At 31.9% G+C, this 25,324-nt stretch carries 21 protein-coding genes and 1 riboswitch; of the genes, 14 read left to right on the forward strand and 7 right to left on the reverse strand.

From position 1 onward, the window contains the following. Nucleotides 1-3: 3 nt before the first annotated feature. Together E4J94_RS03210 and E4J94_RS03215 are read right to left on the reverse strand one after the other, a co-directional pair. Entirely contained in the window at nucleotides 4-891 is an 888-nt protein-coding gene (locus E4J94_RS03210; protein ID WP_135834430.1) for a diacylglycerol/lipid kinase family protein, read from the reverse strand. After that, nucleotides 881-2,845 carry an LTA synthase family protein gene (locus E4J94_RS03215; RefSeq protein WP_168801819.1) on the reverse strand — a complete coding sequence of 655 codons (1,965 nt, stop codon included), beginning with the start codon at nucleotides 2,843-2,845 and terminating at the stop codon, nucleotides 881-883. The genes E4J94_RS03210 and E4J94_RS03215 overlap by 11 nt, the downstream gene beginning before the upstream one ends. Nucleotides 2,846-3,037: 192 nt before the next feature. On the opposite strand from E4J94_RS03215, the gene E4J94_RS03220 reads away from it, so the two are divergent. The 5 genes from E4J94_RS03220 to purM all read left to right on the forward strand — a co-directional run bounded on the left by E4J94_RS03220 (nucleotide 3,038) and on the right by purM (nucleotide 11,218). Next, the gene (locus E4J94_RS03220) at nucleotides 3,038-3,283 is read left to right on the forward strand and encodes a hypothetical protein (protein ID WP_038332385.1); all 246 of its coding nucleotides are present in this window, start codon (nucleotides 3,038-3,040) and stop codon (nucleotides 3,281-3,283) included. Between the two features lie 195 nt (nucleotides 3,284-3,478). Continuing rightward, nucleotides 3,479-3,577: riboswitch (purine riboswitch) on the forward strand. 104 nt (nucleotides 3,578-3,681) lie between these two features. Further along, entirely contained in the window at nucleotides 3,682-7,389 is a 3,708-nt protein-coding gene (locus E4J94_RS03225) for a phosphoribosylformylglycinamidine synthase (protein WP_135834431.1), read from the forward strand. A gap of 542 nt (nucleotides 7,390-7,931) precedes the next feature. After that, complete coding sequence (gene purC, locus E4J94_RS03230) at nucleotides 7,932-8,654, forward strand: phosphoribosylaminoimidazolesuccinocarboxamide synthase (RefSeq protein WP_135834432.1); 723 nt, start codon at nucleotides 7,932-7,934, stop codon at nucleotides 8,652-8,654. Between the two features lie 19 nt (nucleotides 8,655-8,673). Continuing rightward, nucleotides 8,674-10,179: an amidophosphoribosyltransferase gene (gene purF, locus E4J94_RS03235; RefSeq protein WP_135834433.1), complete on the forward strand. Its 1,506-nt coding sequence runs from the start codon at nucleotides 8,674-8,676 to the stop codon at nucleotides 10,177-10,179. 46 nt (nucleotides 10,180-10,225) lie between these two features. Continuing rightward, nucleotides 10,226-11,218 carry a phosphoribosylformylglycinamidine cyclo-ligase gene (gene purM, locus E4J94_RS03240; protein ID WP_135834434.1) on the forward strand — a complete coding sequence of 331 codons (993 nt, stop codon included), beginning with the start codon at nucleotides 10,226-10,228 and terminating at the stop codon, nucleotides 11,216-11,218. 68 nt (nucleotides 11,219-11,286) lie between these two features. On the opposite strand, the gene E4J94_RS03245 is transcribed toward purM, so the two are convergent. From E4J94_RS03245 to E4J94_RS03265, 5 genes are read right to left on the reverse strand one after another with little or no spacing between them, the layout of a single operon-like run. Beyond that, a complete protein-coding gene (locus tag E4J94_RS03245; RefSeq protein WP_135834435.1) occupies nucleotides 11,287-12,432 on the reverse strand; it encodes a DUF6620 family protein in 1,146 nt (381 codons plus the stop codon). Nucleotides 12,433-12,448: 16 nt separating this feature from the next. After that, nucleotides 12,449-13,465 (reverse strand): hypothetical protein, encoded by a 1,017-nt coding sequence (locus E4J94_RS03250; protein ID WP_135834436.1) that lies wholly within the window; start codon nucleotides 13,463-13,465, stop codon nucleotides 12,449-12,451. Next, a complete protein-coding gene (locus tag E4J94_RS03255) occupies nucleotides 13,465-13,713 on the reverse strand; it encodes a hypothetical protein (protein ID WP_135834437.1) in 249 nt (82 codons plus the stop codon). Before E4J94_RS03255 ends, E4J94_RS03250 begins: the two co-directional genes overlap by 1 nt. Nucleotides 13,714-13,719: 6 nt before the next feature. Further along, complete coding sequence (locus tag E4J94_RS03260) at nucleotides 13,720-13,920, reverse strand: hypothetical protein (RefSeq protein WP_135834438.1); 201 nt, start codon at nucleotides 13,918-13,920, stop codon at nucleotides 13,720-13,722. Nucleotides 13,921-13,939: 19 nt separating this feature from the next. Then, the gene (locus E4J94_RS03265) at nucleotides 13,940-14,923 is read right to left on the reverse strand and encodes an SPFH domain-containing protein (RefSeq protein WP_135834439.1); all 984 of its coding nucleotides are present in this window, start codon (nucleotides 14,921-14,923) and stop codon (nucleotides 13,940-13,942) included. 176 nt (nucleotides 14,924-15,099) lie between these two features. Between E4J94_RS03265 and E4J94_RS03270 the strand changes: the two genes are divergently transcribed. The 9 genes from E4J94_RS03270 (at nucleotide 15,100) to E4J94_RS03315 (ending at nucleotide 25,315) form a co-directional block, all read left to right on the forward strand. After that, nucleotides 15,100-16,779, forward strand: a complete 1,680-nt coding sequence (locus E4J94_RS03270) for an AAA family ATPase (RefSeq protein WP_135834440.1) — start codon at nucleotides 15,100-15,102, stop codon at nucleotides 16,777-16,779. A gap of 131 nt (nucleotides 16,780-16,910) precedes the next feature. Continuing rightward, nucleotides 16,911-17,411, forward strand: coding sequence for an FKBP-type peptidyl-prolyl cis-trans isomerase (locus tag E4J94_RS03275; RefSeq protein ID WP_135834441.1), 501 nt, complete (start codon nucleotides 16,911-16,913; stop codon nucleotides 17,409-17,411). 159 nt (nucleotides 17,412-17,570) lie between these two features. Further along, complete coding sequence (gene purN, locus E4J94_RS03280; protein WP_135834442.1) at nucleotides 17,571-18,131, forward strand: phosphoribosylglycinamide formyltransferase; 561 nt, start codon at nucleotides 17,571-17,573, stop codon at nucleotides 18,129-18,131. 89 nt (nucleotides 18,132-18,220) lie between these two features. Beyond that, on the forward strand, nucleotides 18,221-19,732 hold the full coding sequence (gene purH / locus E4J94_RS03285) for a bifunctional phosphoribosylaminoimidazolecarboxamide formyltransferase/IMP cyclohydrolase (protein ID WP_135834443.1): 1,512 nt from the start codon (nucleotides 18,221-18,223) through the stop codon (nucleotides 19,730-19,732). A gap of 57 nt (nucleotides 19,733-19,789) precedes the next feature. After that, nucleotides 19,790-20,161 (forward strand): four helix bundle protein, encoded by a 372-nt coding sequence (locus tag E4J94_RS03290; RefSeq protein ID WP_135834444.1) that lies wholly within the window; start codon nucleotides 19,790-19,792, stop codon nucleotides 20,159-20,161. Continuing rightward, on the forward strand, nucleotides 20,148-21,440 hold the full coding sequence (gene purD, locus E4J94_RS03295; protein ID WP_135834445.1) for a phosphoribosylamine--glycine ligase: 1,293 nt from the start codon (nucleotides 20,148-20,150) through the stop codon (nucleotides 21,438-21,440). Before E4J94_RS03290 ends, purD begins: the two co-directional genes overlap by 14 nt. Before the next feature lie 157 nt (nucleotides 21,441-21,597). Further along, complete coding sequence (locus E4J94_RS17805; protein WP_246034245.1) at nucleotides 21,598-23,472, forward strand: glycosyltransferase family 9 protein; 1,875 nt, start codon at nucleotides 21,598-21,600, stop codon at nucleotides 23,470-23,472. A 53-nt stretch (nucleotides 23,473-23,525) separates the two neighbouring features. Further along, nucleotides 23,526-24,404 (forward strand): ACP S-malonyltransferase, encoded by an 879-nt coding sequence (fabD, locus tag E4J94_RS03310; protein WP_135834446.1) that lies wholly within the window; start codon nucleotides 23,526-23,528, stop codon nucleotides 24,402-24,404. Nucleotides 24,405-24,409: 5 nt separating this feature from the next. Beyond that, entirely contained in the window at nucleotides 24,410-25,315 is a 906-nt protein-coding gene (locus tag E4J94_RS03315) for a GYDIA family GHMP kinase (protein ID WP_135834447.1), read from the forward strand. Nucleotides 25,316-25,324 lie beyond the last annotated feature (9 nt).

The raw sequence follows: 25,324 nt of genomic DNA on the forward strand, positions 1-25,324 counted from the left end.
TTTCTAATTCGGAACAATAACATTTAAAGCATTCGGAACAATCGAAACTTCAATAGAATTTTGATTAAAAATAACGGCTTCACCATCAACTTGAGCAATTGTTTTAGGTTGGTTGGAATTGAACTTCACTGAATTTACTTGTAATACTTTCGCATCATTCATTTTTTCAATTTGTTTTCCTAAAACACAAGCCGAAAACTGAATTTGTTTTATAAAATTAAGCTTTTTTACCGCAAGAAAGTCTAATTTTCCATCATTTAATTTTGCATTAGGGGAAAAAGAAATTCCATAACCCGCTTCGTTAGAGTTGGAGCAGAATACAAAATAGAAATCATCATCTAATATATGTTCATTGTCTAATTCGATGCTAAATTTTTTCGGTTGAAAGTTGAAAATTGCTTTTGTACTGGCAGATACATATCCCAAAAAGTTTCTGGTTTTGGTTTGCGCATAATTGTTAATCACATCTGCATCAATTCCTAATCCCATGTTGCTAAAAAAGTATTTTTCGTTGATTTTTCCTGCGTCAATTTTATTGATTTTTGCATTCAGAATCATTTCAAAAGCTTTTTCGGTAGATTTAGGGATATGCAAATTAGCCGCTAATCCATTTCCAGAGCCAATCGGAATAATTCCTAAAGCAACATTACTACAAACCAAAGCTTGAGCGACTTCGTTTATTGTTCCGTCGCCGCCACAAGCTACTATTATTTCAGGATTTTTTGTGAGAACTTGATTTGCAATTTCAGTTGCATGACCAATACTTTTAGTCAAAAATGTTTCGAATTCAACATTTTTTTGACTAAAATAATGTTGAATTTCAGTTTCAATCACTCGTCCTTTTCCTTTTCCAGCAATAGGATTGATGATAAAAATGATTTTATTTTTCATTTAATAAATGATTGCTAAATAAATAATCGGCTGTTTGATAATTAGATATGATAGAACGTTCGAAAATAGGATCGACCTTTGTGTCAATTAAATTTTTATTAATCCATTTGTATTGATTGATTTTCTTTTGATCGGATAAAATCGAAACATCTTCGCCTTTTTTCATTCCCAATTTAATGTATGTGCCAACAAAAGAGCGCGATTTGTATTGCGGATCGAAAATATCTTTTCCATAAAATTGAGATGTATATTTCCAATTGAACAACGAAAATAACGTAGGAAAAATATCAATTTGAGAAACTTCTTTTGTGACATTTTCGTTGGCGTGCGATTTCAAATTATAAATAAATGCAGGAATATGATGATTCTTAACATCAATCGCATCTTTACCTGCGCTACTTGCACAGTGATCAGCAATAAACACAAAAACGGTATTACTGAACCAAGGTTTTGTTTTCGCTTTTGCAATTAAATCTCCAATCGCATAATCGGCATATTTTACTGCACCAGGACGACCAGTTCCAGACGGAATATCAATTTTTCCATCTTCGTATGTATAAGGTTTGTGGTTAGAAGTTGACATTACAAAAGCAAAAAATGGTTGTTTTGTTTTGTATTTTTCGTCAGCAACTTTGATTACTTTTCTGTAAATATCATCGTCTGCAATTCCCCAAGCATTTTCAAAAGTAACTTCATTATCATTAATATTGAAACGATTGGTGTTGATTTTATCACTTAAAACGCTACCACGACCGCGATCGTAAATATCAAAACCATTTCCACCATAAAAAGCATTCATGTTGTCAAAATAACCATCACCACCATAAAAGAACATATTGTGATAACCTTTTGCTTTGAAAACATTTGAAATAGTATACAAATTTTGATTATCAACACGTTTTACAATACTGTTTCCAGGCGTTGGAGGAATTGATAATGTAACAGCTTCCATTCCACGTACAGTACGGGTTCCGTTGGCATACATATTCGAAAAATAGATGCTGTTATTTGCAATATCATTCAGGTTTGGAGTGATTGATTTTCCGTTGAATTGCTCTTGCAAAAATGAAGCGCTCATACTTTCCATTAACACAAAAATCACGTTTGGTTTTTGTTCTGCTTGTGAAGGATTACTCGCTAAAATTGTTCTTCGTATTGGATTTTTGAATTGTTGATCGAAAACAGTTTTCGAATCTTGCAATTCAGATTTCATTACAGCAAAAGCATCTTCAATCGGAATAGATTTATAATGTTCGTCGTATTTTAAATGATTATTTCGGAAAGCTGAAAAGAAAGAAAAGATTCCTGCTTTTGAAATTTCATTGTTGTATCGGTTCTCTGATGTTGAACTGCTATCGTTGTTTAAAAGGAATAATGAGCCAATCGCAAGTAATAAATTGAACACAAAAACGCCAACTTTTTGACTTGTTTTTGGTTTGTTATGAAATGTGTTGTAAAAGAAGTAACCTTTTTTTGTTGCGAAAATTGTCAAGCCTATAATCAGCACAATTCCACCAATTAAAATGGGTAATGGATATGATTCTTGAATATTTTTGACAACTTCGTATGTGTAAATCAAATAATCGACCGCAATAAAATTGAATCGACTTTTGAATTCGTCCCAAAATGTAACTTCCGCAAAAAATGTAAAATAAATGATTACCAAATACAATGTATAAACGAAATACACGAAAATTCGATCAAATAATGAATTGACGAATTTGTTTGGTAAAATCATAAAATAAAATGACAAGAATAACGTGAAGCAGCTTACAACACTAATGTCGTAAACTAATCCATAAAAAATAGAGTGGAATAACGAGCCAATATTCCAATCGAAATCACCCTTTACCCAAACCGCAAAAATTAAGCGTAGAATAAATGAAATTAGAATAAATAACGAGCTGAAAAATAGTAAAATACTGTAACGTCCTTTTAAATTATTTGTAAACATTTTGTTTTTGAATTATTGTTCAAATGTCTTGATATTTAATAGATTATTAACATGTTAAAGTGAATCTTAAGCGAATCTTAAGTTTGCGAATTTTGAATGAAAGATAGAAGCTGAAAACGTTAATAATTCGTGAAAAAATGGTTTTGATTAGAAATAGTTGTAAATTTGTAATTGGTTTATAAAGTAGGTATAATGGAAGAGATATTAATCAATGAAAAAGAAGAAAAGTTTTTAACATATTGGGAGAAAAGATTCTCTACAATTTTTAAAGACAATACAAGTTGGACAACTTTGTTTATGACAGTTAACAAAGCTACTTTTCCAGATTCATTAAATATAGAAACGTTTTGCAAAAAGTTTATGCAAGATTTCAATATGAAATTATCATATAAATATGATGAATCAGACAACGAATACGATTTGACAATTACAAGATAATTACGGAAAACGAAAAATCCTTATCAATTTTGATAAGGATTTTTTTTTGTTGTAAAATTTGACATTTAATTGATAATCATGCTTAAATTTTAAGAAAAATATTTAACCAAAAAATTAAATAAAATATTGTTGATTTAGATTTGATTTTACTAATTAAAATGTTTAATTTTGCAGTTCACTTTTAAAGGTGATTTAGTTTTTAAAGTTTACAACATTTGTATAGCTCATAATAAGGTTGAGCGTCTCTACGGCAGACCATAAAAAATTGCCACTACAAATGAATTTTTTTTCTACAAAATGAGTCTTGAACCACTCTTGTTAGAAAATAGTTTGTTTGTTGATGTAGATGATACAAATGGTTTAAACACATTAAACCAAATAGTACAGCAAACAATACAATGAACCACAGACTTTTCATTCAGAAGAAATCGAATTTTGACGTTATCAGTCAGAAGACTACAATAGAACTCAAAAACCTTGTACCTACAATTGTGTGCAAGGTTTTTGTTATTTATGATCTATTTAATATAGAAGAAAGCCAATTACAAGAGGTTCAAAATAAGGTGTTTGTCGATCCTGTGACAGACGTTGTTTTCAAATACGTAGAAGACGCAGTTAACGAAAGCATTCCTTATTCTAAAAACTATTTTGCAACCGAATTTTTACCTGGTCAATATAATCAACGCGATGATTCTTCGGAACAATGTTTAGTGTTGATGAATGTTGAAAATGTAACCGTAAAATCTGGTTTATTATATGTTTTCAATGATGATTTGTCTGCGGAAGATTTAAAGAAAGTAAAAGATTACTTAATCAATCCAATTGAGTCGCGCGAGAAAGTTCTTTCTAAAATGGAAATTCCAGCAAATCCAGAAGCTACAGAAGTTCCAATTATTGAAGGTTTTATTTCTGCTGACGAAAATAAACTACAAGACATTTACAACCAATTTGGATTATCATTAGAAATGGATGATTTAGTTTTTATTCAAGACTATTTCAAATCAATTAATCGTAATCCAACAGAAACTGAGTTAAAAGTTTTAGATACTTATTGGTCTGATCACTGTCGTCATACAACTTTTGAGACAGAGATTACAGATGTTCAATTTAATTCTAAATTTAACGAAACACTTCAAAAAACATTCGATTATTACCAACAAGTTCGTCAAGAATTAGGAACAACTAAACCAATTCGTTTGATGGATTTAGCAACTGTGATGGGGAAATATCTTTCTCGCACAGGAGTTGTAAAAAATATTGATGTTTCAGAAGAAATCAATGCTTGTTCTATTGTCGTTCCAATCGATGTAGATGGTGTTGAGGAAGAATGGTTATTACAATTCAAAAACGAAACACATAATCACCCAACAGAAGTTGAGCCATTTGGTGGAGCTTCGACATGTGTTGGTGGAGCAATTCGCGACCCTTTGAGTGGACGTTCTTACGTTTTTCAAGCGATGCGTATTACAGGAGCTGCAAATCCTTTAGAAAAAATTGAAGATACGTTACCTGGTAAGTTACCACAGCGTAAAATCTCTAAAGAAGCAGCAAACGGATACAGTTCATATGGAAATCAAATTGGTTTAGCGACAACTTTTGTGAAAGAAATTTACGACGAAGGGTACAAAGCAAAACGCATGGAAGTTGGTTTTGTGGCTGGAGCTGTAAAAAAAGAATATGTTCGTCGTGAAGAACCAGTTGCAGGTGACCGAATTATTTTATTAGGAGGAGCAACAGGTCGTGATGGAGTAGGAGGAGCTTCAGGTTCGTCTAAAACACACGATGGTTTAAAATTAGACGATTTATCAGCAGAAGTTCAAAAAGGAAATGCAATTGTTGAACGTAAAATTCAACGATTATTCCGTAATCCAGACGTTTTAACATTAATCAAAAAATGTAACGACTTTGGTGCGGGAGGTGTTTCTGTTGCAATTGGAGAAATTGCACGTGGAATTAATGTTGATTTAGATTTAGTTCCATTGAAATATGCTGGATTAAACGGAACAGAATTAGCGATTTCTGAATCTCAGGAACGTATGGCTGTTGCAGTTGAGGCAAAAGATGTGGAAACATTTATTGCATTAGCAAAAGAAGAAAACCTTGAAGCAACTTGTGTTGCTGAGGTAACGGGAGATGATACAATGACTTTGGTATGGAAAGGAACAAAGATTGTTGAATTAGACCGTAAATTTTTAGATACAAACGGCGTTCGTAAACAAGCTAAAATCGAAGTTACGGAGGAAGAATATAAAAATCCTTTTGAGAATAAAGCTTTCAATAAAGAAGCGTTTATTGCAATGATGCAAGAGTTAAATCATGCGTCACAAAAAGGTATGGTAGAAATGTTTGACAACAACGTTGGTCGTTCTACTATTTTGAATGCTTTTGGTGGACAAACGATGGATACGCCAGAAGATGTTTCAGTACAAAAATTCCCAACAGATGGGTTTACTAATGCGGTTTCAATTGCTTCATTTGGTTACAATCCTACAATTTCGCGTTGGTCAAATTATCACGGAGCTTATTTCGCGGTAATTGATTCGATGACAAAAATTGTTGCTGCTGGTGGAAATTACGCTGATATTCGTTTAACTTTTCAAGAATATTTTGAAAAATTACGTGATGAAGCAACGCGTTGGGGAAAACCATTTGCAGCTTTATTAGGAACGATTGAAGCTCAAAAACAATTCGGAATTCCTGCAATTGGAGGTAAAGATTCGATGTCTGGTTCTTACCAAGATATTGATGTTCCGCCAACGTTGATTTCTTTTGCAGTTGCGCCTTCTAAGGCTGAAAAAATTGTACAAGGAACTTTAGTAGGAAAGAATTCTAAACTTTCAGTTTTTATTCCAAAATTGACTGAAGACTATTTAATCGACGAAACAAATACAAAAGCTATTTTTGATTTTATCGGAACAATTAATGATGATGTAAAATCAATGATGACGGTTAAATTTGGTGGAATTGCAGAAACTGTAGCGAATATGGCTTTTGGTAATGAAATCGGATTTGAAATCAACACTGATTTAGATTTAGGAAAATATTATCCAGCTTCGATAGTGATTGAACATTCAGAAGAATTAAATATTCCTGCTGAAATTGCTCAAAATTATCATGTTTTAGGTCAGACAAATGATTCAACTTCATTTAAATTTAATGGAGAAGAAATTAATTTGAACGAATTAAAACAACAATGGAAAGAAACATTCAATTCATTGTTTCCATATAAATCAACCTCTGAAACAGTCGTTGAAGAAAAAGATTTGAAAGCTGAACAAATTTGTTTTGCCTTCGCAGATCATAAAGTAGAAAACCCGAAAGTTTTTATTCCAATTTTCCCAGGAACAAATTCAGAATATGATTCAGCAAAAGCGTTCCGTAGGGAAGGAGCAATCGTTTCGACTTTGCCTTTCCGTAATTTAACACAACAAGATGTTGAAGAATCGGTAGATGCTTTTGTAAATGAAATCAATCAAGCCAATATTTTCTTTGTACCAGGAGGTTTCTCAGCTGCTGATGAGCCAGATGGGTCAGGTAAATTTATTGCAACGGTTTTACGTAATGAGAAAATCAAAAATGCAATTCATAATTTATTAGAACGTGATGGATTGGTTTTAGGAATCTGTAATGGTTTCCAAGCCTTGATTAAATCAGGATTATTACCTTATGGACGTATCCAAGATTTGGAAGAAGATACACCAACATTAACGTTCAACGAAATAGGTCGTCATATTACGCAATTAGCAAAAATTCGTGTAAATAAATCGCATTCACCTTGGTTGAAAGGAATGGAAGGACAAGAATTCTGGATTCCGTTTTCACATGGAGAAGGTCGTTTCGTAGCAAATGAGGTTGAATTAGAAAAGTTAATTGATAAAGGACAAATTGCAACTCAGTTTGTAGATTTGGACGGAAAATTAGCAGGGAAAATGCCTTATAATCCAAATGGATCTACGTTTGCGGTAGAAGGAATTGTATCGCCTTGTGGAAAAATTTATGGACGAATGGGACATCCGGAGCGTTACGAAGAAGGATTATTCAAGAACATTCCAGGAAATGGATATATGAATATCTTCAAAAATGCGGTAGAATATTTTAGAGGGTAAAATATAGATTTGAGATATTAGAAGTTAGATTTGAGATAATTTAACTCTTAAAAATTAAATAAAAAAATGTCATTCCGAGCTTGTCGAGGAATCTAAAAAAGATTCTTCATTACGCTAAAGTTTCATTCAGAATGACAATTGAAAAATAAAGTTTGAGTCATCCTGAACTTGTTTCAGGAACTCATCCTAAAAGAGTAAGAAGCTGAACTAAATTCAGCTTGACATTGAATAAAAATAAGGAATTTTGAAGCTAGAAATTAGAAGTAAGAAAAAATCTAAATACTAATATCTAACATCTAAATACTAAAAAGAAACAAACAACAAACTAATACCAATTTCGATCCTGAACCAATCGAAATTAATTTCGAAAGTTAACCTTGAACAAGTTAATTTTCAAAGCAAACAACAAACACGAAGTGGACTTTTTCATTTCAAACAAAACAAAAAAACGATGTAATGAAGTTAGAAACTAGAAAGTAGAAGTTAGATGAATATTAACTTCGAATTTCGAAAATCGAGCTTCGAAAAAACAAACAACAACGATGAGCTTAACAAAAAAAGACTTCATTTACGAAGGAAAAGCAAAACAAGTTTACTCAACAGAGGAAGCAGACAAAGTAATTGTGTATTACAAAGATGACGCGACTGCATTTAATGCACAAAAGCGTGGAACTGTTGAGGACAAAGGAGAAATGAACAACAAAATTTCGACTTTAATTTTCAACTATTTGATTGAAAAAGGAGTTAAAACTCATTTCATCGAGCAGTTGAATGATCGTGAGCAATTGGTAAAAAAAGTATCAATTATTCCAATTGAAATGGTTGTGCGCAACTATGTTGCTGGGTCTATGGCTCAACGTTTAGGATTAGAGGAAGGAGCGAAATCTCCAGTTACAATCTTCGATATCTGTTACAAAAAAGATGAATTAGGAGATCCATTAATCAACGATCATCACGCAGTTTTATTAGGTGCTGCAACGTATGATGAGTTGGATGAAATGTATGCTCAGACGGAAGTAATTAACGAAGCGTTGAAAGAATTGTTCTTAAAAGCTGGATTAATTTTAGCTGATTTCAAAATTGAGTTTGGTAAAGATGTTGATGGTAATATCATTTTAGCTGACGAAATTTCTCCAGATACATGTCGTTTATGGGATGTTGAAACAGGTAAGAAATTAGATAAAGACCGTTTCCGTCGTGATTTAGGTGATGTTTCAGAAGCTTATCACGAAGTATATAATCGTTTGACAGAAGTTTTAAAATAAACATTTTTTTCATTCTATAATGATTGATAAAAAATTACATAAAAGCCAATTCAAAGCTGAATATTTAACGAATTTCTACGAAAGAAATTTATTAAAAAAATATGCAGCTGATACTGTGGATAGTGTAAACGAAGAATGTGGTGTTTTTGGGGTTTATTCGCCAAATAATATCAACACGTATTCTATTGCGCAGTTTGGTTTATTTGCGCTTCAACACCGTGGACAGGAAGCGTGTGGTGTTTCTTTCTTGAAAGATGGAAACATTAAAACGGTGAAAAAAACAGGTTTGGTATTGGACGTTTTCAAAACAATGGAAGCCGAAATTGAAGAATACCAAGGAAATGCTGCGATTGGACATACACGCTACACAACTGCTGGAGGTGGAAGTCGTCGTAACATTCAGCCACTTTACACGTACAATATTTACGGAAAACCTCATTTCTCTATTGCACATAACGGAAATTTAATTGAAGTTGAAGCATTGAGAGCTGAATTAGAAGCAGAAGGTTTACCATTTTTAGCAACTTCGGATACGGAGGTTTTATTACGTTCTATTCAAAAATATTCGCATTTAGATATTGTAGAAGCTATTCAGAAAGGTACAGAAAAGGTAAAAGGCGCTTATTCGGTTTTGTTATTAGCGAATAATCAAATGGCAGCTTTTCGCGATCCAAATGGTATTCGTCCTTTATGTTTAGGTAAATTGGACGATGCCTATGTTTTCTGTTCAGAAACATGTGCATTAGACGCTGTCGGAGCTGAATTTATCCGCGATGTAGAGCCAGGTGAATTGATTGTAGTAAATAAACAAGGTTTAAAATCTTATTCATTAAATCAACCAACGCAACGTAATATTTGTGCTTTTGAGTACATTTATTTTGCACGTCCTGATTCGAATATAGAAGGAAATGAAATCTACGATTTACGTGTAGAATCTGGTCGAAAATTATACGAACAATCTCCTGTTGATGCCGATATTGTAATTGGTGTTCCAGATTCTGGAATTCCATCTGCAATTGGTTATTCAGAAGCTTCGGGTATTCCTTATGAACCAATTTTAATTAAGAATCGTTATATGTCGCGTTCGTTTATCGTGCCTTCTCAAGAAATGCGTGAGCGTGTGGTAAACTTAAAATTGAATCCTATCAAAAATAAAATCAAAGGAAAACGTTTGGTTGTTTTAGATGATTCTATTGTACGTGGAACAACTTCGAAATTATTAATCAAAATATTAAAAGAAGCAGGAGCAAAAGAAATTCATTTCCGTTCTGCTTCGCCTCCTATTATTGCACCTTGTTATTTAGGAATTGATATGCCTTCTAAAGCAGATTTAATTTCAGGAAATAAGTCAATTAAAGAGGTTGAAGATTATTTGAATGTTGATTCGTTAGATTTCTTAACAGTTGATAATCTGATTGATTTATTAGGAAGTAAAGAACATTGTTTTGGATGTTTTACAGAAAAATATCCCGTAAATTATTCTAATGAAGAGTGTAAAGAGGTAAAACCTTTGCATATAGATTAATAAGTTATACGAATTTCGTATTTCGAAAAACTAAATCATAATTAAAATGAGCAATACATATAAACAAGCCGGAGTAGATAAGGAAGAAGGTTATCAAACGGTATCGAAAATTAAAGATGCAGTTGCAGCAACACACAATTCAAACGTGTTGAATGGAATTGGAAGTTTTGGTGCATTTTACCAATTAGGAGGTTACAAAAATCCTGTTTTGGTATCTGGAACTGATGGTGTAGGAACTAAACTACGTGTGGCTTTAGATTCTAAAGTTTACGATACAGTTGGGATTGATTGTTTCGCGATGTGTGCAAATGATATTTTGTGTCATGGTGCAAAACCATTATTTTTCTTAGATTATTTAGCTTGTGGAAAATTAGATTCTGATATTGCAGCAGAAATTGTAGGTGGAATTGCACAAGCGTGTAAAGAAACTGGAACAGCATTAATTGGTGGAGAAACAGCAGAAATGCCAGGAATGTATCAAGTTGGTGATTATGATGTTGCAGGATTTTGTGTTGGAGTAGTAGAGCGTGATGAAATTATCGATGGTTCTAAAATAAAAGCTGGACAAGTAATTATTGCGTTACCATCAAGTGGTTTCCATTCGAATGGATTCTCTTTGGTTCGTAAAGTTTTTCCAGATTTTAACGAAGAATTTGAAGGTAAACCTTTGTTCGAAACTTTATTAGTTCCAACAAAATTATATCAAAACGATATTTTCAAAATCAAAGATGCTGGAATTGAAATGTCTGGAATTGCTCATATTACAGGAGGTGGATTAATCGAGAATGTTCCTCGTATTATAAATGACGGTTTGACGGCTGTAATAGAAAAAGCAAAAATAAATGTACCAACAGTGATGCAAGAATTAGCGAAACACGGAGGAATTGCAGAAAACGAAATGTTTGGAACATTTAATATGGGTGTCGGAATGGTTGTCATCGTTGACCAAACTGACGCTGAAAAAGTATTGAATATTATTGATGGAAGCGCGTTGATTGGAGAAATTCAAGAGGGTGCTGACAAAATTATATTGAAATAGTAGATTAAATAGTTTAAAAAAGCCGGATAAGTTAGTTCTTATCCGGTTTTTTTGTTTTAGATAGAATATTAAAAATCAATATCATCAGCGATTGTTCCGCCCATTTCATTTTGAAATTGTTTTAAATATTCTTCTTTTTTTTCCATTTGATAAGTAATCATCGAAGAATAATTTCCAGAACGAGTCCAAATAACAGCTTGCGCTTGAAAATCTACAATTCCGATTCCGTATTTATCTAGAATATATTGCGCACCATCTTTTCCAACTTCTATTGCAGCATCTCTTTCGGCAGCTAAATCATAGAAGAAATGTTCATCCGTTTTCAAACGTTCTAAGTTTGGATTTGAAGCTGTATCAGCAGAAAGATTTCCGTTATTTCCTAATGTTGGATGTTCATTAATTTTTGTGAAATATTGGCTATATAAGGTCATTACAGTCATTTCTGTATCTTGTTCCATTCGTTGATTCCAAATCAAATTTGCTTCGTCCCATTGAGGTTTATCAACTCCCAAAGCCTTTAATACATCTACTTCCGGAATATTAGAACCAATTTTCACAACTCCTGCAGCATAATCGTACAAAGAAATTCCATGAATCGGCTCTAACAAAGGATTATCTTTAGAATCTTCAAGCACTTTTGCGTCATGTTGTTGATACATTTGTTCAATTCCAATATCCGAATTTTTATCTTCATATTTCTGAACAAATTTTTCTAATTGATCATTAATACGATCATACAAAGCCATTTTATTGTCCTCAGCTCTGTCATATAACTCTTGTTGATTTGTAGCATCCATTAAAAAAGCTTCTGCATAAGGCTCAAAATCATTTTCAATGTTTTTTATTTTATCATCAAAATATGCAATCGCATGTTGTTGTAACGAATCATCACCTTCATAAGGTCCCATTTTATGCACTTGCTCTTTGTATTTTTCAAGATCGCTTTTCCAAATTGAAATTGCTTTTTCTACTTTTTGACGATTATTTGAATTCAAAGCATTGTAAAAATTCTCGTAATTGTCTACATAATGTTCATCAATTTCGGGAATGATGTTACTATAATCGATGTAATCTTCAAAATAAATTGGTTCTGGTTGATAAGAACTTTGAACAGATTCATTTTCTGAATTTGACGATTGTGTTGTGTTATTTTCTTGTAAATTTTCAATTGCTTCTTCTGCTTTATTGAAAATGTTTTTTAATTTTCCGAACATAGTTTTGAGTATTTAATTAATAATTATTTTGTTGTTTTAATGATTGATAATAGTTTTCTAAATCAGTCAGAATTGTAGTTTTTTCTACAGCTTCTTTCATGAAATTCATACTGAGTAATTCTTTGTTCAAAAGCGTTTCAAAAGCAAGATTGTCTTGTTTTTCTAAATCATTTATAGTTGAATTTTGATTGATAAATTTTGTTCCAAATTGATCAATAATGTTTTGATAAAAAGATGCTTCCGTTTCCGTTTCATGCTGAAAAGTTTGTACAAAATCATTAATCTCTCTTTTATAAACTTCTTTGTAAGAATTGGTTAATTCTGGAAGTAGATTCTTTTTGATAAAGAATTGTTGTCTTGCATGTTTTTCATTGTTCAAAAATTTTTTAAAAACTGAATTTCCAGGAATTGGATAATCTAAAATCCCCGTTTTTTCTGTTGCAATTTCTCTTACTAAATCTGGTAAAAGTGACATTCTCGTCGAAGGAACAAATGTGTTTTGTGTTTGACAAAATTCGCATGTAACATAAGCAGAAACAAAATAGACTTTCTCGATTTTTAAATTTGCACCACATTGTGTACAACAGAAATTATTCTTTGTTGATTTGTATTCTGCTAATAATTTTTTGAGTTTATCTTCTGAACTTTCAGCTTTTACTTGACTAAAAATATTCTCCAAAATCAAATCAATTTTATCATTAAAATCGTCTAACAAAAGTGAAGTTTCGTAAATCTTAGTGTCATGAGAATACATATAATCATCCACTCTTACATCTTCATCTGAGTAATAATATGAAAAAGATTTTTTCTCAATTTGCTCTTTAAAAACCTCTTTAGCTTTAACTTTCAATGTTTCATATTGTCCTGTAATTCCAGCTTTGAAATGAATGAATCTTATTTCATCCAAATCATTTATTTGTTGTCCAGCTTCTATCGTTTCAGTTTCTAATTCTAAAGCGCGTTGTTCTAATTTCAATAAAAAGCTCTTGAAACGATCAATTAAGTTGTCTAATTCTACAAAGTTATTTTCCATTATTCTCTCGAATTATCTGAGGTTTTAATATGTATTCCATCGTCCAATTTTCCACTAATAAATTCGTAATTGCAATAGGCACATTTGGTAACGCCATCTTGTTTTGCACGACCAGCACCGCAATTTGGGCAATCTACAGTTTCTAGCTTTGATTGATTTTTCATGAAATTTCCTCCAAGATTCGTTTGATTTTCCGCTTGAAATTTCAATTTTTCAATCAATGATAATTTTGGCTTTTCGTCATTCATATCATTTTAATTTGCGATATTTTCTTCTTGTTTTCTTCCCATAAAATAGAGAATCGCACCAATGATAACGAACGCAATTTTAATTCCCCACGCAACGCCATCGCCCCAATTGTAGATCCAAGCCAAAAGACGAGGAACGGCATTAAAAAAGTTCAAAACGATTGCTAATAATCCGAAAATAGCCATGTAAGTTCCAATAGTTTTCATAAAATTTAGTTTTTAGTGGTTATAATTTATCTAATAATTCAGCTTTTTTTGATTGGTATTCAGTATCTTCAATTAAACCTAAATCATAGATTTCTTTTAATTTTTTTAGTTTATATACAACAGATTCTTCTTGATGTTGAGCAGGTTGTTGAGGTGTGTTCTGTTGAATGTTTTGTTGCGTAATTCCTTGCATCATCAATCCAAGCGCAGCTGCATCTTGCACACTTTGTTGTATCGGATTTCCATCTTTTCCAATCGCTAAAGAAGTATTGAATTGTTGAAACTTGTTTATATCATCAATCATATTCATACTACTTATTTTATCAATATTGTCGTTCACCTCTTTTGGTAAAGTCGCAGAACTAATGGTGAATTGAGTGACATAGATTCCGAATTGTTCGAAATGCGGAGCGATCAATGGCTGGATTTTTTGATTAAGTGTAGAAAGATTTTCCGCAATATCAAGCGCAGAAATATTTGCTTGAGCTAAAACTTCAGCAAAAATAGGTGCGATAAAATCACGTAATTGATGCTCTAATTCGAAAACAGTCAGGATAGGAAAAGTTCCTGCATATTTTGAAAAGAATTTTCTGACATCAGAGACTTTAATATTATAACTTCCAAATGCTTTGATACGAATTGGTCCAAATTGCGGATCGCGAAGTAAAACTGGAGCAGGAGTTCCCCATTTTAAATTGACAAAATCTTTTGTTGAGAAATAGTAAACATCTGCTTTAAAAGGTGATTGAAAACCATATTTCCAACCTTTTAGTTTTGATAAAATAGGAATATTTTCGGTTGATAAAGAAAATGTTCCCGCTGAAAAATCATCTGCAAAAACTCCTTGATTAAGAAATAACGCGGCTTGACTTTCTCTTACAATTAATTTCGCACCATTTTTTATCTCCTTGTCTTGATCAGGAAATTTTAACATCAACAAGTTTGGATCTTGTTCTATCCACTCGATGATTTCGATAAAAGGTCCGCTTGATGATAAATTCATGGTAGTAGTTTTTTGAGTTGTTGTATTACAAAGTTGTAAAATCGTCACTCAAAAAAACTCACTATTTTTAGCTAAATATGGAAGAGGTTTATTTAAAATATTTATCATTTCCTCACTTCATTCAATCTTCGTATCTTTGCTGTTCATTCAAAAAACTCCAAATTCACTCATAAGTTATGCAACAATCTAAGGCTTTGGCAATTCTAAAATCTGGTCGAAATGTATTTTTAACAGGTTCTGCGGGTGCCGGAAAAACTTATGTGTTAAATCAATACATTACGTATCTTAAACAACATGGCGTTCCTGTTGCTATAACGGCTTCTACGGGAATTGCAGCAACGCACATGAATGGTCAAACGATACATTCGTGGGCTGGAATTGGAATAAAAGATTATGTTTCAGATCGATATTTAGCTTCGCTTCGTGACAAGAAATATTTTCGTGATAAGATGGACAAAGTAAAAGTGTTGATTATTGATGAAATCTCGATGTTGCACCGAAATCAGTTGGATACGGTTGATCATGTATTGAAATTTTTTAAGCAAAATGATGAACCTTTTGGAGGAATTCAAGTAATTTTTTCGGGAGATTTTTTTCAGTTGCCACCGATTGGTGAAGAGTGGGAAGAATCGAAAGATAAATTCTGTTTTATGTCCGATGCTTGGGTGCAATCAAAAGTGCATATCTGTTATTTGACAGAACAATATCGTCAGACAAATAATGCGTTAAATGATATCTTAAATGAAATTCGTTCGGGACATATTTCGCAAAAAACGGTTGATTTATTAGAATCTCGAATTGAATATTTTCCAGATGAAATAGATTCACAAACGCGTTTGTATACACATAATATGGATGTTGATCGAATTAATAAAGGTCAATTGATTAATATTGATTCTTCTTCCAAAACTTTTGAAGCAAAAGTTGCGGGAAATCCAGCCTTGGTTGAAGTTCTGAAAAAATCTGTTTTAGCTGAAGAAGTTTTAGAATTGAAGATTGGAGCGAAAGTTATGTTTGTTCGTAACAATTTCGAAGTTGGTTTTGTAAACGGAACGCTTGGAAATGTCTCGGGTTATACTGAAAAAAATGAACCAATTATAAAAACGTTGGACAACGAATTTTATGTTGCAAAACCAGAAACTTGGGCGATAGAAGACGAAAGCGGAAAAGCGTTGGCTTCATTCACACAAGTTCCGTTGCGTTTGGCTTGGGCGATTACGATTCATAAATCTCAAGGAATGACCTTAGATTCTGCTTTTATAGATTTGTCGAAAGCATTCGAAAAAGGACAAGGGTATGTTGCACTTTCACGTTTACGAGATTTAAATTCGTTGATGCTACATGGATTAAATCAAACAGCTTTAGAAATTGATTCACTTGCAATGAAGGCTGATAGACGTTTTCAGGTTTTATCGAATGAAATGGATGAGTTTTTAAACGAAAAAGAATTGCAAAATTCTTGGGCAGCTTTTATTCGATATTCTGGTGGAACGTTAGATAAAAAGCAAATTGCAAAAAATATTGAAAAGAATAAAACGAAAGAAAAAGGTCAAAAGAAATCGACTTACGAAATCACATTAGAATATGTGAAAGAGGGGTTGACTTTGGATCAAATTGCAGAAAAAAGAGGGTTAACAACTTCTGCAATTGTCGATCATATAGGTAAAATAAAAGAAAGTGAACCTGATTTGGATTATTCAAAATTTAGACCTTCTGACAAAATTATTGATAAAGTTCGATTGGCTTATAGTGAAATTGAATTTGAAGAGAATAAAGTTTTAAAACCAATTTACGATTATTTTAATGGTGAAATCGGTTATGAAGACATCAAAAAAGCATTACTTTTTATTGATTAAAATAGATTATTGTCAGTTCGAAAATCTAAATAACTGACAAAATTGGTTAAATCCTTCGAAAGGAATAATTGTTGTTAAAAGATAAGTATTAAAAATGAACGCTTTTTTAAAGCATCCATAATTTATAATTTATGTCAATAGAAAACAACAATGTAGTTTCAGTAAACTACTCATTACATACCATCGAAGCGAATGGTGAAAAAGTATTTGTAGAACAATCAAATGCACAAGAACCATTAACTTTCTTATTCGGAGCAGGAATGATGATTCCTAAATTTGAAGAAGAATTAAAAGGATTAACAGTTGGTGACAAAAAATCATTCGTAATTACTCCAGCAGAAGGATACGGTGAAAGAGTAGAAGAAGCTGTTGCTCAATTACCTTTAGATATGTTCAAAGAATCTGGATTACCACCAGTTGGAGCACTTTTACCTTTAACAGATGACGCAGGAAATCAATTCCGAGCTTCAGTTGTAGAGGTGACAGAAGAAGCTGTAATTGCAGATTTGAATCCTCCAATGGCAGGAAAAACGTTAGAATTTGAAGTTGAAATTTTAAATGTTCGTCCAGCAACTGAGGAAGAATTATCTCACGGACACGCACATGGAGTTGATGGAACTCAAGGTCACTAAAAAATATTTTTAAAAGGCTATTTCGATAAGAGATAGCCTTTTTTATTTTTAATTGTGAATAAATCATTAATAAATAGATTAAATCCAAGTTATATTTTTCGGCTTGCTTCAACTAAAATCTTATCTTTGTAAAACAAACAAGATTACTTACAAACAAACATGAAAATAGCTGTATTTGTTTCCGGTGGCGGAACAAATCTTCAAAATATTATTGATGCAGTTGAAGACGGAACATTACCAAATGTCGAGATTTCGATGGTAATGGCAGACCGCGACTGTTATGCAATAGAACGATCGTTGGATAAAGATATCCGAACGTATGTCTTAGACCGAAAAACTTTTTCGCAAGATGCCGAACATAATTTAGAAGGAGAAGAAATCGACTTAATTGTTTTGGCAGGTTTTTTAACCATATTATCTCCAGAATTTACCTCGAAATGGGGCTCGAAAATGATTAATATTCATCCTGCATTATTACCAAAATTTGGTGGAAAAGGAATGTATGGAGCAAAAGTTCACCAAGCAGTTTTAGAAGCTGGTGAAAAAACATCAGGAGCAACTGTACATTTTGTGACAGCTGGTGTAGACGAAGGACAAATTATTTGTCAAGGAACTTTTGAGATCGAAGAAGGTGATGAAGTAGCAGATTTACAGCGTAAAGTTGCTGAGGTAGAAAGCGAAATTTATATCAAGGCAATCAAGCAAATCAGCGAAGCATAAAATATAGAATGCCTCAATGTCGTGTACATTGAGGTTTTTCATTTCCAATAAAATAGTAAACAAACAATAAACTTTAAAAACTAAACACAATGCAAAAACAAGCGCTAATCAGTGTTTCGGACAAGTCGAACTTGTTAGAATTTGCAAAATTCTTGGTTGAACAAGATTACAAAATCTTATCAACTGGAGGAACTTACAAACATTTACAAGACAATGGAATCGAGGTTACAGAAGTAAAAGATGTAACTGGTTTTCCTGAGATTTTGGATGGTCGCGTAAAATCTTTACATCCTGCAATTCATGGTGGTATTATGGCGCGTCGTTCGGACGAAAACCATATGGCAACAATTGCAGAACATGGAATTAACCCAATCGATATCGTTATTGTAAATCTTTATCCTTTCTTCGAAAAGATGAATACAGGACTTTCTGAAGCGGAAATGATTGAGTTTATTGACATCGGAGGTCCATCAATGTTACGTTCTTCTGCAAAGAATTTTTATGATGTAACGGTTGTAACGGATGTGAATGATTATGAAGTTGTGATGAATGAAATTCGCGAGAATGGTTCAACTTCTATCGAAACGCGTAAATTATGTGCTGGTAAAGTGTTCAACTTAACTTCTGCTTACGATGCGGCGATTTCTACTTACATTTTAGGAGAAGATTTTCCTCAATTTTTAGAGTCTTCTTACGAGAAAGTGATGGATTTACGTTACGGAGAAAATCCACATCAAAAAGCAGCTTATTACGTTGATAAAACGAAAAATGGAGCAATGAAAGATTTCGAATATTTACAAGGAAAAGAACTTTCTTTCAATAATATTCGTGATATGGATTTAGCTTATAAAGTAGTTTCAGAATTCGAAGAAATAACTTGTTGTGCAGTGAAACATTCAACGCCTTGTGGAGTGGCGATTGGAGATAATATTTTAGAAGCTTATGAAAAAGCGTATGAATGTGATCCAATGTCAATTTTTGGTGGAATTATAGCTTTCAATAGAGAAGTTGATGGAAAAACTGCAGTTGAATTAAATAAAATTTTCTTAGAAATTGTAATTGCGCCTTCATTTACAGAAGAAGCGTTAGAAATTTTCAAACAAAAGAAGAATTTACGAATCATAAAAGTGAAAAATCCTGTTTCGGACAAAGTTACTTATGTAAAAGTTGATGGAGGATTAATTGTTCAGTCTACAGATAATCAGTTTTCAACAGATCTTAAAGTAGTAACTGAAGCTCAACCGACTGATCGTCAAATGACAGATTTAGTTTTTGCTCAAAAAATTGTAAAATGGGTAAAATCTAACGCGATTGTTGTAGCAACGAATGGTCAAGCTTACGGAATCGGAGGAGGTCAAACAAACCGCATTTGGGCAGCTCAACAAGCGATTGCTCGTGCAAAAGAAAAAGTGGAAGAAGATTTAGTTTTAGCTTCAGATGCATTTTTCCCTTTCCGTGATGTAGCAGATTTTGCAGCAGAAAATGGAATTAAAGCAATTATTCAACCAGGAGGATCAATTAAAGATCAAGAATCTATTGATGCTTGTAACGAACGCGAAATTCCGATGGTTTTCACAGGAATGAGACATTTTATGCACTAAAATTCGATGTGCGATATTTGTTTTGCGATGTGGGGATTTAAGATTAACTTAGTGTAAATGAGAAGTTATAGAAATTTAGACATATGGCAAAAAAGTTTGGAGATTTTGAGATTGGTTTACGATCTTTCGAATAAATTTCCAGAATCAGAAAAATATGGATTAACTGTTCAAATAAAAAGAGCCGTTGTTTCAATTCTTTCAAATATCGCGGAAGGTTCTGGAAGAAATTCAAATCAGCAAATGATTAATTTTCTATCTATTTCAAAAGGTTCTGCTTTTGAGGTTGAAGCTCAATTAATAATAGCTTTTGAGTTGAATTATATAACAGAATCAGAATTAAATGAAGCTTTAGAATTAATTGATCATTATTGTAGAATGAATCAAAATTTTCAAAACTATTTAATAAAGAAAAACAATGGAACAAAATAATAGCGCAAACCGAGAATCGCAAACTGCAACTCGCATCTTAGTAATAGGTTCAGGAGGTCGTGAACACGCAATCGGATGGAAATTTGCTGAAGACTTTAAACAAAAAGGTCAAGAAGTAGAATTATTCTTTATTCCAGGAAATGCAGGAACAGCTCAAATCGGAACAAATGTTTCGGTTTCTTCGATTGAAGAAATGAAAAATTACGCGAAAGAAAATCAAATTGATTTAACTTTTGTTGGACCTGAAGCTGAATTATCGGAAGGTATCGTTGATATTTTTCAGAAAGAGAATTTAAACGTTTTCGGACCTCATAAAGCAGCTGCACAATTGGAAGCTTCTAAAGCTTTTGCAAAGGATTTTATGGATAAGTATGGTGTGAAAACAGCAAAATATAAGAATTTTCAAGGACCAATGTTGGCGATTGATTATTTGAAAACACAAGAGTACCCAATTGTAGTGAAAGCCTCTGGTTTAGCAGCTGGAAAAGGAGTGATTATCTGCCAAGATTTCGAAGAAGCGAAGCAAGCTGTTTTAGATATCATGGAAGATAAAACCTTTGGAGATGCAGGAAATGAAGTGGTTATTGAAGAATATTTAGAAGGTTTTGAAGCTTCTATTTTGTCTTTCTTTAACGGGAAAAAAATCGTTCCATTTGTTTCTGCAAAAGATCACAAGAAAATTGGAGAAGGAGAAACTGGTCTTAATACTGGTGGAATGGGCGTTATCGCTCCAAATCCATTGTTTACGGATGAACATTTCAAAATGTTCGAAGAAGAAATTATGGAGCCAACAAAATGTGGTTTAATCAAGGAAGGATTAGAGTTTGCTGGAGTTATTTTCTTTGGATTAATGATTACGACAAAAGGAGTTTATTTGTTGGAATATAATCTTAGAATGGGTGATCCAGAAACACAAACGACTTTACCTTTGTTAGAAAATGATTTGGCTGAGGTTGTAAATAAAGCAATCAAAGGAGAAGATTTCGACTTGACTTTCAAAAATCAACATGCATGTTGTGTTGTAATGGTTTCAGGAGGATATCCAGGTAATTATGACAAGGGTTTTGAGATTCGTGGTTTAGAAAATGTAACTTGTCCTAATTTTATTGCTGGTGCAAAATTATCAGGAGAACAAATTTTGACTTCTGGTGGACGTGTAATCAACATAGTTGGATTAGGAAATACATTAGAAGAAGCACGTGAAACTGCTTATGAAAACATCAAAAAAGTACATTTTGATTACGAATATTATCGAAATGATATTGGAGTAATTCAATAAATTGTTACTGATAAATATTTTTATAATCAGATTAAGGATTTCTTTAATCTGATTTTTTATATAATTTTTACAATTACGCTTTATTTAAAATTAAACTTAATTTAGTAGTTTTGTTAGATAACTATGTTTTATGAAAATTTTGATCATCCAACACAAAATGATAGGAGATGTATTGTTAACTTCATTATTGTGCGAAAATATCAAAAAAGCTTTTCCAAATACTATTGTAGATTATTTGATTAATAGCAATACATTACCTGTTTTAGAAAATAATCCTTATATCGATAATAAAATTATTTTTGAAGAAAAGGAAATAAAAGGTTTAATAAAATTGGTGAAATTCTCTAAAAGAATTAATCAAAATCAATATGATGTTGTTATTGATGCTTATTCTAAATTACAAAGTTGGGTAGACGTTTTTATTAATGATGCGCAAAAAAAAATATCATATAAAAAACCAGGACGTACACTTATTTATACGGATAATGTAGAAAAACATAACGAACCTCATTCATATTTAGGATTAGCAATAGAACATCGCTTAGCTTTGTTAAAACCTTTAGGAATAGAGACTCCTTTGATTACTGAACCAAAGTTATATTTGACAATTGATGAAATAAATTTCGCAAAAGATTTATTTGAAAAACATCAAGTTGATACAACGCGTAAAACAGTTATGATTAGTTTGCTTGGTTCTGATCCTTCAAAAACTTATCCTCTAAATAAAATAGCGGAAATGGTTGATTTTATTGGACAAAATTATAATGTCAATATTTTATTCAATTATTTTCCTAAACAAATAAATCAAGCAAAAGAAGTTTACAATCAATTATCAAAAGAAACGCAAGAAAAAATTTATTTTGAATTGTTAGGTAATGATTTACGTGAATTTATTGCTATTGCTAACGAGTGTGATTTGATAGTAGGAAATGATGGTGGAGCGATTAATATGTCAAAAGCTTTAGGTAAAAAATCATTTATTATTTTTTCGCCATGGATTGATAAGAAAGTATGGGCAACTTTCGAAGATGGAATAAATCATACAAGTGTTCATTTAAAAGATTATTTTCCCGAAAGGTTTAAGAAATTAAACAATCGTCAAATAAAAAAACAAGTAAATGAATTTTATTCAGTGTTTGATTTCGAGTTGTTTAAAGATAAATTAGATGGTTTTCTAAACAATAATCTATTAGGTGAACAATTTATAAATAAGAATAACGTTGAAATAGAAACTAAAAAGGAATATTCTATAAGATCAATGTCTACCAAAATCTCAGCATTACTGATTACTTATAATGAAGAAAAAAATATGCGTCGTTACTTAAATGATGTTGATTTTGCTGATGAAATTATTATAATAGATTCTTATAGTATAGATAAAACGGAAGAAATTGCTATTCAAAATCCGAAAGTGACATTTATAAAACGAAAGTTTGATAATTTTACCAATCAACGTAATTACGGACTTTCTTTGGCAAAAAATGATTGGGTTACATTTTTTGATGCTGATGAAGGAATTTCGACTCAATTAAAAAAAGAAATTATTTCGATTTTTAATAATCAACCTAAATTTGACGCTTATTTTGTATATAGAAAGTTCTTTTTTAAGAAGAAACATATTAAATATTCGGGTATGCAAAATGATAAGGCTATTCGAATTTTTAAGAAATCTAAATCTCAATATAGATTAGACCGTATGGTGCATGAAATTATCGAATGTAATGGTGAAGTAGGCTTTTTAACAAATAAACTAGATCACTATACTTTTGATAATGAGCAAGAGTATTTAGATAAATTAAATAGTTATTCGAGTTTAAGAGCTCAAGAGCTTCGTCTAAAAGGTTTAAAACCATCATTTTATCATTATAAAATAAAACCTGCTTATCGTTTTTTAAATTATTTCGTGATGAGACTTGGTTTTTTAGATGGAAAAGATGGTTACACAATTGCAAAACTACATGCAATTTCTGTTGCAAATCGCTACAAATATTTAGACGAAATTTATAGAAAAGAGAATCAAAACTTAGGTTAAATAAAGAAGTTTAAGATTTTATTATACATTTGTCATACATTAAAAATAATACAATGAAAGCATATGTTTTTCCAGGACAAGGAGCTCAATTCTCTGGAATGGGTAAAGACTTGTACGAAAATTCTGAAATCGCAAAAGAATTATTTGACAAAGCAAACGAAATCTTAGGATTTGATATAAAATCAATTATGTTTGAAGGTTCTGCAGAAGACCTAAAACAAACAAAAGTTACACAACCTGCAGTTTTTTTACATTCTGTTATTTTAGCTAAAACTTTATCAGATTTTAAACCAGAAATGGTTGCTGGACATTCTTTAGGAGAAATTTCTGCTTTAGTTGCAAATGAAACATTAGATTTCGAATCTGGATTGAAATTAGTTTACAAACGTGCTTTAGCAATGCAAGCTGCATGTGAAGCTAACCCATCTACAATGGCAGCAATCTTAGGATTAGAAGATAAAATTGTAGAGGATGCTTGTGCAGAAATTGATGGAGTTGTAGTTGCTGCAAATTACAATTGTCCAGGTCAGTTAGTGATTTCTGGAGAAATTGAAGCGGTTAATTTAGCATGTGAAAAATTGAAAGAATTAGGAGCTAAACGTGCTTTAGTTTTACCAGTTGGTGGAGCTTTTCACTCACCATTGATGAAACCTGCAGAAGAGGAATTAGCAAAAGCTATTGAAGAAACAACTTTCAATACACCAATTTGTCCTGTATATCAAAATGTAAGCACAACAGCTGTTACAGATCCTGCTGAAATAAAGAAAAATTTAATTGTACAATTAACTGCTCCTGTAAAATGGACACAATCAGTTCAAAATATGATTGCTGATGGAGCGAAAGCATTTATTGAGGTTGGACCAGGTAATACTTTACAAGGTTTAGTGAAAAAAATTAACAGAGAAGTTTCAACTTCTTCGGCACAAATTTAAAATAAATGAAAACATACCGTTCCAATGGAAAATTATTCCTTATAGGGGAATATATTGTGATTGATGGAGCGAAAGCATTTGCATTGCCCACTAAATATGGGCAATGTTTGTTTGTAGAAAATTCATCAGAAACTGAAAATTTAATCACTTGGAAAGCGATTAAATTTGATGATTCTATTTGGTTTGAAGCCGAAATTAGATTGAATGATTTAGAAATAATTTCTACTACAAATGATAGATTAAGCAAATCATTACAGACAATTTTAAAAAAAGCTAAAACATTAAATTCTGATTTTTTCAATTCTAATAATAGTTACCAATGTTTAACGAAGTTAGAATATCCACAAGAATGGGGATTGGGAAGTAGCTCGACGTTGATCGATCTAATTAGTCAATGGATTGAAATAGATCCTTTTGAATTGAATCAATTAACATTTAATACAAGTGGTTATGACATTGCTTGTGCACATCATTATCAACCAATTTTATTTTCTAACAATCCTATTGAAGTAGAAGAACTAGAATTGAATTGGAATTTTAAAGATCAACTTTATTTTGTTTATCTTAATCAAAAGCAAGATACGCAAGCTGTTGTTGGAAATCATTACAAAAACAAACCAAAAGATTGGAAGATGATTCATGAACTTTCTGATTTGGTTGTAAAAGCGACTAAAGTTGAACATTTATTTGATTTAGAAGCTATTTTGAATGAGTATCAAGCTCGATTAGGTGATTTCATGCAAATTCCGCAAGTCAAAGAATTGTTTTTTTCTGATTATTTAGGAATAGTAAAAAGTCTAGGTGCTTGGGGCGGAGACTTTGTTTTGGTGACGTACAGAGAGGGAATGTACGATTATTTTAAAGAAAAAGGATATGATATTATTATTCCATTTTCTGAAATGATAAAATAAATAAAAAAG

It is taken from the genome of Empedobacter tilapiae (assembly GCF_004785645.1).
GTDB lineage: Bacteria > Bacteroidota > Bacteroidia > Flavobacteriales > Weeksellaceae > Empedobacter > Empedobacter tilapiae.